The 11,314-nt window shown below is 62.6% G+C and carries 10 protein-coding genes and 1 pseudogene; 3 read left to right on the top strand and 8 right to left on the bottom strand.

All coding sequences use genetic code 11. From position 1 onward, the window contains the following. Window positions 1–253: 253 nt before the first annotated feature. The 8 genes and pseudogenes from PG5_RS21260 to PG5_RS35395 form a co-directional block, all read right to left on the bottom strand. Window positions 254–1,873, bottom strand: coding sequence for a mechanosensitive ion channel family protein (locus PG5_RS21260; protein WP_020799175.1), 1,620 nt, complete (start codon window positions 1,871–1,873; stop codon window positions 254–256). Between the two features lie 134 nt (window positions 1,874–2,007). Then, on the bottom strand, window positions 2,008–3,024 hold the full coding sequence (locus PG5_RS21265; RefSeq protein WP_020799176.1) for a succinylglutamate desuccinylase/aspartoacylase family protein: 1,017 nt from the start codon (window positions 3,022–3,024) through the stop codon (window positions 2,008–2,010). A 15-nt stretch (window positions 3,025–3,039) separates the two neighbouring features. Then, entirely contained in the window at window positions 3,040–4,014 is a 975-nt protein-coding gene (locus PG5_RS21270) for a DMT family transporter (protein WP_020799177.1), read from the bottom strand. Beyond that, a complete protein-coding gene (locus PG5_RS21275; protein WP_042955614.1) occupies window positions 4,011–4,709 on the bottom strand; it encodes an ABC transporter permease subunit in 699 nt (232 codons plus the stop codon). Before PG5_RS21275 ends, PG5_RS21270 begins: the two co-directional genes overlap by 4 nt. Before the next feature lie 18 nt (window positions 4,710–4,727). Beyond that, window positions 4,728–5,441, bottom strand: a complete 714-nt coding sequence (locus tag PG5_RS21280; RefSeq protein ID WP_020799179.1) for an ABC transporter permease — start codon at window positions 5,439–5,441, stop codon at window positions 4,728–4,730. 156 nt (window positions 5,442–5,597) lie between these two features. Beyond that, complete coding sequence (locus PG5_RS21285) at window positions 5,598–6,386, bottom strand: transporter substrate-binding domain-containing protein (RefSeq protein WP_033042786.1); 789 nt, start codon at window positions 6,384–6,386, stop codon at window positions 5,598–5,600. Between the two features lie 26 nt (window positions 6,387–6,412). Beyond that, window positions 6,413–7,174, bottom strand: a complete 762-nt coding sequence (locus tag PG5_RS35390) for an ATP-binding cassette domain-containing protein (protein ID WP_256874111.1) — start codon at window positions 7,172–7,174, stop codon at window positions 6,413–6,415. Window positions 7,175–7,234: 60 nt separating this feature from the next. Further along, window positions 7,235–7,987: pseudogene (locus PG5_RS35395) on the bottom strand (aminotransferase class I/II-fold pyridoxal phosphate-dependent enzyme); the annotation flags it as partial. 169 nt (window positions 7,988–8,156) lie between these two features. Here PG5_RS35395 and PG5_RS21295 point away from each other — a divergent pair. From PG5_RS21295 to PG5_RS21305, 3 genes are all read left to right on the top strand, one after another. After that, the gene (locus PG5_RS21295) at window positions 8,157–9,710 is read left to right on the top strand and encodes an efflux transporter outer membrane subunit (protein ID WP_052024718.1); all 1,554 of its coding nucleotides are present in this window, start codon (window positions 8,157–8,159) and stop codon (window positions 9,708–9,710) included. After that, window positions 9,707–10,828: an HlyD family secretion protein gene (locus PG5_RS21300; RefSeq protein WP_020799183.1), complete on the top strand. Its 1,122-nt coding sequence runs from the start codon at window positions 9,707–9,709 to the stop codon at window positions 10,826–10,828. Before PG5_RS21295 ends, PG5_RS21300 begins: the two co-directional genes overlap by 4 nt. Next, window positions 10,818–11,314, top strand: a 497-nt coding sequence (locus tag PG5_RS21305) for a DUF2955 domain-containing protein (protein WP_042955617.1), incomplete at its 3' end; no start/stop codon positions are given. The genes PG5_RS21300 and PG5_RS21305, both read left to right, overlap by 11 nt.

Raw genomic sequence — 11,314 nt, forward strand, 5'->3', positions numbered from 1 at the left:
CAGGGGCAAGAGCCCTTGGTTACTTGGGGCTGTTCCAAGTGACTCGCTGTAAAAGCGAAACCATAGGTGGCCGTTACCGCAGGAATGGATATGTACGCGGTCAACAAAATCCAGGTTGGCTATTAGGCCGCCATCGCTGCGATGCGGCGGCCCGACAAGCCAGCTCCTACAGTGGATCGTGCTCACCTGAAATCAGGCCCACGGCCACAAGGTTGAAGCCGGCAAAAGCACGGTGGCGTTCAGTCAGTTTCACTCAGGGTTGCCCGGTTTTCTGCGCCGGTGCCGCATACCATCTATCCCTGGGCACCCGCTTCTCATGCTCGGGATCGCCCAGATAGTGCGGCGACATGATCTGCACTTCGTACTCGTTGAACACATCCTGGATATTGGCGTGCAGCATGCTCAACAACACCGCGCGGGGGCGTGGCTGGCTGGGGATGGCCTGGGCCACGAGGCGATACTCGGGATAAAAATCCGACAGGGCTGTCTGGAATACCTGCGCTGGCGGTTCATCGAGCACGCCCGGGGTGCGCCTGGCGGCTTCCAGCAGCATGGCTTCGACCTGACGCCACGGCGTGTCGTAGCCGATGGTCACCACGGTGTCGACCACATAACCCGGGCCCTGCACGGTGCGCGAATAGTTCTTGGTGACGGTGGCGGTAATCATTGAATTGGGCAGGGTCAGTACTTCCCCAAGGCCGGTGCGAATGCGCGTGGTAAACATGCCCAGCTCCGTCACCGTGCCTTCGTATTCGCCAATGCGCACGAACTCGCCGGGGCGTAAGGTGCGCGTGTAGGTCAGGATCAACCCGGACGCGGCCTGCCCGACCACGCTGGTGGCGCCCAGAGAAATCATCAGGCCGATCAGCACCGATAAACCCTTGAAGGCTTCAGTGCCAGCGCCCGGCAGGTAGGGATAGGCCATGGCCAGGGCGAACAGCCAGATGGCCAGCGACGTCAGGCGCTGGGTCGGTTGCAAGGTTTCCTGGTTCAACCAGCTGAAGGTGCCGGGGGTGGCCATGCGCCGCAGGATCCGACGGGCGAAGACCGTGGTGCCGCGGGCAATGAAAAAGATCGCCAAGGCCACGCCCAGTCCGGGTATCGCGCCGACGATGCCCTGGAATAGATAACCGGCGACTTCCAACAGGTAGTTGTTGAGGCTTTCGCCCCAAGGCCGGGTGTAGGGAAAGCGGGACAGGACAAAACCCAGCCATTCGTAGGTCAGCAGCAAGACGACCAGCCAGCGCACTATCCCCAGCAGGCGGCTGACCAGCGGATACAGGTAGTTGGCATCGATCACCTGCACCCGTCCGACTTTCAACGCCTGGGTGTGCCGGTGCATCAGGTCCGGCAGTTTTTTCAGCAAGCGACGGCGCAGGTACGCCATGCCCCAGAGCAACACAACATAGATACCGGTAGCCAGCGCTGCACCCGCCAACGATCTGAGAATCAAGTGCAGGCTACGGGCTTCCTGGGTTTCGGCCACCACTTGGCGCAGTTTGCCAGCAGCACTTTCAGCCGCCTGCCTGACTGATTCGAACTCGGTGGTATCGACATCCTTGGGGGAAACGATAAACGCGCGCTTGGCGCCCAGCAGCACCAGGTAACTACCCTGGATGCCATCAAGGGTGACACTCAGGTCGTCCGCATCATCCAGTGCTTCGTTGATCGCTGTCTTGGCCCGTTTGACCCGGATCTGCGGCGCTTCACCGAGTAATGCACCACGAAACACAATGATGCTGCGATTGGCGATTTTCAGTTCCGCAGGCGCCGGTTGCGCCTCCAGCGGCGGGGGCGCGTCCTCGGCTCGCAGCAATACCGACCAGCACATCGCGACAATGACGATCAATGGGGCGAGCAACCAGCTGCGCATGCATCCGTTCCTTACGTCACTGGGTTCTGGACAGGGTACGTATCGCAGCGTAGTCCAGCGACGAACGGTTGTCAGATATCGTCAACCGGCGTTCAACATGCACACCGGTGATCGGCCACTGCCGCCGTTGCGCCTCAGTTGGGATCCAGCAACCCACCGCTCCAGTGCCGCGAAAGGCGACTGCCAGTGAACTTCGCCACCCCCATGCCCCGGGCGATCAAACGATCGCGATAGCGTGTGACCAGGCGCCCGGTCTGCTCGGCATACAGTACAACTTCGGAGGACGGGTCGCCCGGGCGACGCAGGATTCGTGCAAAGCGCTGCCCCTGCTCGACCTGATCGCCCAGTTCCTTCTCGAAGATCAGCACCCCGGGCTGCGGCGCGACAATGGTCTCCATGTGGCCCATCTCCACGGCCTCGACGGCCCAGTCGGCGGGCGCCAGCGCATCGTCGATGATGCCTTGGCCACAAAGCCAGGCGTAAAGCCCCTGTGCATCCTGCTCGGCAAAACGGTCGCTGACGTCACCCTGCCCTCGCAGCTCCAGGGTCGCGGCCAGGCGCTGCCCAGTCGTGCCGTCGCGCAGCCATGGCGCAATAATCGTTTCCTCGAACGAACCGTCGCCGCCGTCATCCCAGATGATCGCCAGGTCCATCCGCAGCGCCGCCGCCAGTTCACGGCCACGGGGCCAGAAACTGCGGTGCACATACAGGTAGGGCAGCGCTTCGTCGTCGGTGTGCAGGTCCAGCATCACATCCGCCGGTGCCGCCAGTTGCACCAGTTTCTGTTGCCACTCCTGGACATTGGTCGAAGGCCGCGGCATCGCGGCCGACCGATCGAAGCCACGGTTGAAGTTCTGTCCGCTGGCATCGTGAAAACGTCCCAGGATCCGCCCCTGGCGAAACTGACCGATACCCAGCGGGTTGGCCTGTGGTACCACGGTCACGCTGCCGTTGAGGCGGCCTTGGGACTCGGCCACCTCAAGGCGTTGCATCAACAGGTGCAGCACCAGCATGCCGGCGATTTCATCGGCATGTACCCCGGCCTGCAAGTGCACCTTGGGCCCACCGCGGCCGCCCTCGAAACGCCAGGCACCGACCTGTACCGGCTCACCATTGTTGTTGCGAACCTCGAACGAAACATCCTGCGCCATAAGCCAGTCCTCCTGTCATTGATCCACGACACTCGCTCGGCCGCCATCGGGCTTGCCCTCGGCCGCTTCGGGATAGAGAGGCTGCGACACCGAGCATTCGGCACCGACGACCTCCTGCGACGGGTGCCGGCCGAAAATCATCGCCAGGGTGCCGCTGACCGCAATCAACCCGGCGCCGATTATCAGCGACACATCCATCAGCGTGCCCCAGATCAGGCTCGACAGCAGGAACGCCCAGATCAGCCCGGTGTACTCGAACGGCGCCAGCACGGTCGCGGTGGCACGCTGGAAACTGGCGAACAGCAGGAACTGGCCGATGCCGCCCATCAGTCCCGCACCGAGCATGCCCAGCCAGGCGGGAACCGGTGCCGGGGTGTGGGTCCAAGGCAACGCCAGTGCCATGCAGATGACGAACACCACGTTGGTAATCAACATCTGCTCGAGCACCGAGGTCTGCTCATCCACCTGGCGCAACTGGATGTAGGTGAACGCCCAGCACATCGCCGCCAACAGGGTCAGGACAATCGGCAGCGGATCGCCCATGTCACTGGGGCGACAAGCAATCACCACGCCGATGAACCCGATGATCAGGGTGAACCACTGCCAACCGTTGACGCGCTCCTTGAGAATCGCCGTCGCTAGCACCGTGACCATGATCGGTGCCGAGAAATACAGGGTGGTCATCTCCGCCAGCGTCAGGTCGCGGGCCGCCGTGTAATACAGCAGCCAGGCAGCGATCGACAGCAAGCCGCGCACCACCAGCAGCCGCCGGCTGGACGAACGCCAGGCACGCCGAACCAGTTGCAAACGGCCGAGCAGCAAACAGGCGAGCACCACCACCAGGGCGCGCCAGAACAGGATGGTGAACACCGAATAATCAGCCACCAGCCACTTGATACCGGCATCCTGCAAGGACAGGAACGCGTAGCCCAATGTGCACAGGCCGATGCCTTGCAAGGAGCGGTCAACCAACGGCGTACTCTTCATCATGCGGACCTGCGAATCGGGGTGCCACGACGCTCGGCGAAGGCGAAAAGCGCCTCGATCATGAACGTCAGGCACACGTAGACACCGGCCACCAGCAGCAACGGCTCATACACCTGCAGGGTTTGCGCGCGCACCACGTTGGCCGCGCCCAACAGATCGATCACGGCGATGGTCGAGGCCAGGGCCGTGGATTTGAGCAGCATCACGGTTTCCCCAGCCAACGTCGGCAACAGCAAGCGCAGCGCCCGGGGCAAGCGCACCCGCAACAGGGCCTGGCGCGGGGTCATGCCGAACGCCGAAGCTGCTTCCATTTCGCCTTTGGGCACCGCCAGCAAGCCACCGCGGATCACTTCGCCGACATAGGCCCCCACCGACACCACCAGGGCGAACACGATGTACCAGTAACCATCACGCAAGTATGGCCAGAGGAAACTGCCGCGAATCAATGGAAACTGCGCAAACAGACTGCCCAGGCCGTAGTAGAAAATGTAGATCTGGATCAGCAAGGGGGTGCCGCGGGTCACGCTGGTATAAAACAGGCTGAGCTTGGCGATGACTTTGTTCCTGGAGATCCTGGCCAGCGCTACCAGCACCGCCAGGAAAAAACCGAACACGCTGGCAATCAACAGGATCAAAAGGGTCGTTTGCAGCCCGCGGGCCAACAGCGATGCGTATTCAACTATCCACGTTAGAATCATTTCATTCTCTCTGCCGGTTCAGTCGACAAGAGGCATCCAGCGACGAATGCGTCGCTCGAGCCGTCCCGACAGGTAGTTGGAAGCCAGCGTCACCGCGTAGTACAGCGCCGCGGCCGTGAGGTAGAACAACAGGTAATGACGCGTCGAACCCGCCCCTTGCCGGGCGGTGTACAACAGTTCGTTGGTGCCGACCACGCTGATCAGGGCGCTGTCCTTGATCAGGTTGATCCACAGGTTGGCCATCCCCGCCATCGCATAGGGCGCCATGATCGGCAGCGTGACGCGCCGGAACAAAGCGAAGCCGTGCAGCCCGAAGGCCTTTGCCGCTTCGATCTGGCCGAAAGGAATGGCCTGGATCGCCGCCCGGAAAATCTCCGAGGCGTAGGCGCCCTGCACCAGACCCAGCACCACGATCGCCGCCAGCGGGCCGCTGACGTTCACCGCGTCGTAACCCAGCGTTGCCATCAGTGCGTTGAGCAGCATGGATCCGACGTAGTACAGCAACAGGATCAGCAGCAACTCCGGCACCGCGCGAAACAAGGTGGTGTAACCGCGCGCCAGCGCCGCAATCGGCCTTGGCCCGCCCAACTTGAGGCAGGCCACGACCAGGCCGATGGCCAGCCCGAGTACGAAGGCCCCGGCGGAAATCTGCAGGGTCATCCATAAGCCCCTGAGCAGCGCCGCCCCCCATCCTTGCTCGCTGAAACCGATCAAATCGAACATAGCTGGCATGTTGTTCTCCAGTCAGTGACCTTGAAGGCGCCACTTGCCCCTGTGGGAGCGGGCTTGCTCGCGAAAGCGGTATGCCATTTAGCGATGATGTCGACCGCCACACCGCCTTCGCGAGCAAGCCCGCTCCCACATGGGATCCGTGTACAGATCTGGCTATCAGAACGCCGGCTTCACGCTCGTGCCGAAGTAGCTTTGGGACAGGTCGTCATAATCCTTGCTCGCCAGCAGTTCCTGGATGGCTTTGTCGAGTTTGGCCTTGAGCTCGGTGTCGTCCTTGCGCAGGCCTGCGCCCACGCCCTTGCCGAAGATCGGGTCGTACGGCACGGCGCCGAGGTAATCCAGGTTGCTCTTGCTGGCATCCGGTGTCTTGACGAAGGCCGCCATGGCGGTGCCGTCGGCCATCATCAGGTCGAGGCGACCGGCGATCAGGTCGGCGTTGACCGAATCCTGAGTGTCGTAATACTTCACGTCGGCGATTTTTTCGTAGTAGGTCTTCAGGTAGCTGGCGCTGACCGTGGAGTTCTGCACGCCGATGGTCTTGCCCTTGAGGTCGTCCGGGTATTTCTTGACGACAGCGTCCTTCGGTCCGACAACCGCCACCACGGAGTCGTAGTAGGCCTTGCTGAAAGCGATCTGTTTTTCGCGTTCTTCGGTCACCGACATCGAGGAAAAGATCACGTCGATTTTCTTTGCCAGCAACGACGGAATAATCCCGTCCCATGCCACTTCCTTGATCTCGCACTCGGCTTTCATTTCGCTGCACAGCTTGTGGATCAGGTCCACTTCAAAACCTTTCCATTCGCCGTTGGCCTGTTTCTCGGTGTACGGCGGATAGGGTTCGGCGGCGACCGCGAACCTGATCGGTTGTGCCTGCGCCGCGCTCATGCCAGCCAGCATTACAGCGGCCGCGCCGGTCAACCAGTTTGCCAAACGTCGATTTCCCATGGTTTTTGCCCCGTCTTTTGTTGTTTTTAGCGAGTTTGATGAGCGTTGACGAATTGCCGGCAACGCTCGCTGCGTGGGTGTACGAACACGTCGTCCGGCGTACCGGTTTCCTCGATCAGCCCTTGATGCAAAAAGGCGACTTTGGAGGAGACATCGCGGGCGAAGGCCATTTCATGGGTCACCAGGATCATGGTCCGGCCTTCCTCGGCGAGAGAGCGGATCACCCGAAGCACTTCCCCGACCAGTTCCGGGTCGAGTGCCGAGGTGGGTTCGTCGAACAGCATGACCTTGGGCCGCATGGCCAGGGCCCGGGCGATGGCCACCCGTTGTTGCTGCCCTCCGGAGAGAAAAGCCGGGTACTCGTTGCGCTTGGCCGCCAGCCCCACCCGTTCAAGCAAGGCTTCGGCGCGCTCGGTCGCCTCGGCCCGGCTTTCGCGCAGGACCTGGGTCGGCGCTTCGATGAGGTTTTCCAGGACCGTGCGATGGGGCCAGAGGTTGAAGTTCTGGAACACCATGCCCAGGCTCGAACGGATGCGCACCAGTTGCTTGGCATCAGACACCAACGGTGCGCCGGGGCGGGTGTGGTTCAAGTGAATGCTTTCGCCATCTACCAGGATGCGTCCCTGGTCCGGGACTTCGAGCATGTTGATGCAGCGCAGCAAGGTGCTTTTGCCGGAGCCACTGGCGCCGATCAGCGAGATCACCTCGCCCTCGCGCGCCGTCAGGGACACGCCCTTGAGCACCTCGATGTTGCCGAAGCGTTTGTGCAGGCCTTCGACTTCGATCATGGTTCGCGCGGTGACCGGTTCGCTGACCGGCCTGCTCGTCACGCCGCTGACCACAGGCCGTGGTCCCTGGGTTTTCAACGCCAGGACAAAATCATGGATACGCTCGCAGGTCCTGGCCAACACCAGGGATTCGGCACGCGCCACCAGGGCGGGATCAGCGATGATCCAACCCATGTGCCAATCGGCCATTGGGTGGGATTTCGCCAGGCTACCCATCACCACACAACGCTCGGCCATGCCCGGCGCTACCGTGAGGCTCAGGTTCTGGTGCTGCAGTGTCAGGTCCTCATGGACTTCATCGATGACCACCCACAGGTCATGGGCAATGGCGAGTCTGGCGATGGCTTGCATTGGTTCGTGCTTGAGCATCGCACTGGCCAGGAAAATTGCCCGGGTACGCGGGGTAATCGCCTTGGCCAGCAGCGCTGCATCAATGGACGCCACCCGCACCAGCGTGGCGCCGCAGGCCTTGAGCGGCGCGTCGCCGGTCGGGTGCATCGGATCGACGACAATCACCTCGTCCCCGGCGGCGAGCAGGCATTTCGACGTGATGAGCAAGGCGTCCTGCGCCCCTGTCAGCGTGATCACGTTTGTGGCGTTGAGTTCACGCCCAAACAGCTTGCCGTAGTGCCCGGCGAGCGCTTCACGTAAAACCGGCCGATCGGTAAGTTCGCTGCCGTGGGGGTCATCAATAGCGGCTACGCCTTGTTCCGGGATCCGCTCAACAAAGGGTGAAAACCGCATGCCAGTGCCTCGTTCAAGATGAAGAAACGCAAGCCCGCAACCAGCCGGGAAAGAAGGTGAAACGAACATAGTTCAAGCTGAACACTCGTTCAACAGAAAACTGATGGCGGTTCGCGTTCAGCGCAAACAGGTCGTTTTTACGACAGTCGCGACGTTTTTACCTATTGCTTGGTAACGTCATGCAGAAGGCAAGCTGACGACTATGCTGCTGTGATGTCCTTTGGTTGGAAAACGCCCAATGCAATCAGCTACATCCACGTGGATGCGACGCCGCCAGCTACTGCTGTTAGGCGTAGTGGTCCTCGGCGGTTGCGTACGACTGGGGCCGGACTTCCAGCCGCCCGGCGAAGACTGGGTCGATCACTGGAACACCCCGGCCCTTGAGCATGCCAGCCAACGCGGGGTGTACCCGGACACCCGCCAGTGGTGGCAAATTTTCGCCGACCCGGTGCTCGACCGGTTGATCGCCGAGTCGGATGCGCGCAATACCAGCCTGAAGATCGCTGGTTTGCGCGTGATGGAGGCCCGCGCGCAATTAGGCATCGCGCAAAGCGGGCGATACCCGCAACTGCAGCAGATCAGCGCTGACAGCGTCTACATCAACCGCCATCAGTCCGGCGGAACCAACCCGGTAGACAGCCATTTCTGGCAACACAGCGCCGGATTCGATGTGGGCTGGGAACTGGATTTCTGGGGACGCTTCAGCCGTGCCATCGAAGCCGCCGATGCCAGCTACTTCGCGGCTGAGGCCAACTATGACGACGTGCTGGTCCTGGTGCGGGCGCAGGTCGCCGACTCTTATTTCTTCCTGCGCACCACCGAGGCACGCTTGCGCGTCGCCAACGAAAACGCCCGCCAACAGCAGCGTAATTACGAGATCACCGAAAGACTGTTCAACAGCGGCCAGACCGCCGAACTTGACCTGCAACAAGCCAAGACCCAATACCTGGGCACGTTGAGCACCATCCCCGTACTGGAAGATCAGCTGTCTCGCACCCGCAATGCCTTGGCCGTGTTGATCGGCCAACCACCCGGTGCGCTGCCGCTGGTAGTCGACAACAGCCAATTGATCCCGCTGGTCGATCGCGCCGTTTTGCAGGATGTCCCGGCCAATCTGCTGCTGCGCCGGCCCGATGTGCGTGCGGCCGAGCTGAACGTTGCGGCACAGTCGGCGCTGATCGGCGTCGCCGAAACCGATTTCTACCCGGCCCTGACGTTGCTCGGCAGCATCGTCTGGTCGACCGACACCTTGAGCGGAACCTCGCGCAGTCTCGACCTGATCGGCGGCCCGAGCCTGCGCTGGAACGTGTTCGACTATGGCCGCATCAGCAACAACGTGCGCGTGCAGGATGCGCGCTTGCAGCAGTTGATCGAAGCCTATCGCGACAAGGTGCGCCAGGCCGCACGCGAGGCGGATGACGCCGCCAACGGCCTGACCCGCGCCCTGCAACGTGAGCGCATCCTGCGCGATGCGGAAAAAGCCGCGCAACGCTCGCTGGCCTTGGCCAACACGCTCTACCGCGAAGGTTACTCGGATTTCCAACGGGTGCTGGATGCCCAAAGGGCGCTGCTCGAACTGCAGGACAGCTACCTGCTCAGCCGAGGCGATGCGGTGAGCAATGTGATTGCCCTGTACAAGGCCCTGGGCGGCGGTTGGTACAGCGCCCAGCCCAAGGTCGATCGCGCCACGCGCCAGCAGATGGAACAACGCACCGACTGGGGCGACTTGCTCGCCGAGCCCCCGGCGCAGCAGCCCGCCTTCCCTTTGCCCAATCAGGTGAAAGAACCATGACTGAAGCCGCGCCTTCCCCCCAGCCCGCGCCGGCCGCCGCCGACCCGACGAAAAAAGGCATCAAGTGGGTCTTGCTGCTGATCGTCCTGAGCCTGGCCTGGTACCTGCTGGCTGACCGCTTCACCCCCTATACCCAGCAGGCACGGGTGGGTGCGTTTGTGATTCCGGTGGCGGCGGAAGTCGCCGGCCGGGTGACACGTGTCAACGTGCGAAATAACCAGGATGTGAAAGCCGGCGAGGTGATTTTCGAGATTGACCCGCAGCCCTACCAGATCGCCGTCGATCGTGCGCGCGCCGACCTTGAATCCACCCGCCGGCAGATCGGCGCCAGCACCGCCGGTATCGCATCGGCGCAAGCCAGTCTGCGCGCGGCGCAGGCCAACGAACTCAAGGCGCGGCAGGACAATCAGCGTCTTGAGGGCTTGTACCGCGAAGACCCCGGAACCATTTCCGTGCGCCTGCTGGAGGTGTCCCGCGCCAACCGCGAGGCAGCTGTCAGCCAGGTCGCCGCGGCCCGCGCCGAAGTGCAGCGCGCCCGTGAGCAGGAAGGCGGCAGCGAGGAAGACAACGCCCTGTTGCGCAGTGCCGCGACCGCCCTGTCGAAAGCCGAGCTGGACCTTTCCAACACACAGATTCGCGCCCGTTCGGCTGGCTTGATCACCGACCTGCGCACCGATGTCGGCCAATTCGCCGCAGCCGGCAACCCGGTGATGACCCTGATCGCGATCCACGATGTGTGGATCAGCGCGGACATGACCGAGAACAACCTGGCGCTGGTCCGGCCCGAAACCCCGGTGTCGATCGCCCTCGACGCACTGCCCGGCGAAGTGTTCCAGGGTCGCGTGCGCAGTATCGGCTACGGCGTCAGTGTGGGTCAGCCGACCGCGCCCGGCAGCCTTCCCACGGTGCAGAACAGCCGTGACTGGCTACGCCCGGCCCAGCGTTTTCCGGTGGTCATCGAGTTTTCCCCCGAGTCACTGACCCTGCTCAAGGACAACCGCGCCATCCGTTCCGGCGGCCAGGCCGAAGTCATGGCCTTCCCTGCCGAAGGCAACGTGCTCAACCCGCTGGGCCGCTTGTTCCTGTGGCTGATGAGCTGGCTGTCGTATGCCTACTGAGCGCTCGCCCAGGGTGCAGCGCGCGCTGCGCCTGGCCTGTGGCACAGCGCTGTGCCTGGCCGCGAGTTTTGGCCTGGGCATGCCGATCCCCTTCCTGGCGCCGGTGCTGGGGGCATTGTTGCTGGTCAGCCTCAATCGCCCGTTGCCGTTCAAGGCCACCCTGGTGCTGGCGCTGACCGCGATGCTGACCACCGGCATCGGCCTGCTGTTGATCCCGCTCCTGCGTTACTACGCCTTCAGCGGCGTGCTGTTGATCGGCCTCGGCCTGCTGATGGTGTTTCGCTTTGGCCAGCGGGGTGGCAATAACCTGGTGGTGACCTTCCTGGTGATCGGCCTGACCATGATCCCGGCGGCCGGGGTCGCCGACTTCGGCCTGGCGGCAACGGTGATCAAGGCGTTGACCAGCGGCTTGCTCCTGGCGGTCCTGGTCGGCAGGGTCAGTCACTGGCTGTTCCCGGAACCCGCCAACGCCCCGACGCCCCCGCC

This window comes from Pseudomonas sp. G5(2012) (assembly GCF_000408945.1).
In the GTDB taxonomy this organism is placed as follows: Bacteria; Pseudomonadota; Gammaproteobacteria; order Pseudomonadales; family Pseudomonadaceae; genus Aquipseudomonas; species Aquipseudomonas umsongensis.

What these genes read in the sequence shown, in the direction of transcription:
- PG5_RS35390 (WP_256874111.1), bottom strand. Translation starts at nt 7,174, where the DNA reads ATGATCGAAGTCGAAGGCCTGCACAAACGCTTCGGCAACATCGAGGTG.
- PG5_RS21275 (WP_042955614.1), bottom strand. Translation starts at nt 4,709, where the DNA reads ATGATTCTAACGTGGATAGTTGAATACGCATCGCTGTTGGCCCGCGGG.
- PG5_RS21295 (WP_052024718.1), top strand. Translation starts at nt 8,157, where the DNA reads ATGCAATCAGCTACATCCACGTGGATGCGACGCCGCCAGCTACTGCTG.
- PG5_RS21285 (WP_033042786.1), bottom strand. Translation starts at nt 6,386, where the DNA reads ATGGGAAATCGACGTTTGGCAAACTGGTTGACCGGCGCGGCCGCTGTA.
- PG5_RS21270 (WP_020799177.1), bottom strand. Translation starts at nt 4,014, where the DNA reads ATGATGAAGAGTACGCCGTTGGTTGACCGCTCCTTGCAAGGCATCGGC.
- PG5_RS21300 (WP_020799183.1), top strand. Translation starts at nt 9,707, where the DNA reads ATGACTGAAGCCGCGCCTTCCCCCCAGCCCGCGCCGGCCGCCGCCGAC.
- PG5_RS21260 (WP_020799175.1), bottom strand. Translation starts at nt 1,873, where the DNA reads ATGCGCAGCTGGTTGCTCGCCCCATTGATCGTCATTGTCGCGATGTGC.
- PG5_RS21265 (WP_020799176.1), bottom strand. Translation starts at nt 3,024, where the DNA reads ATGGCGCAGGATGTTTCGTTCGAGGTTCGCAACAACAATGGTGAGCCG.
- PG5_RS21280 (WP_020799179.1), bottom strand. Translation starts at nt 5,441, where the DNA reads ATGCCAGCTATGTTCGATTTGATCGGTTTCAGCGAGCAAGGATGGGGG.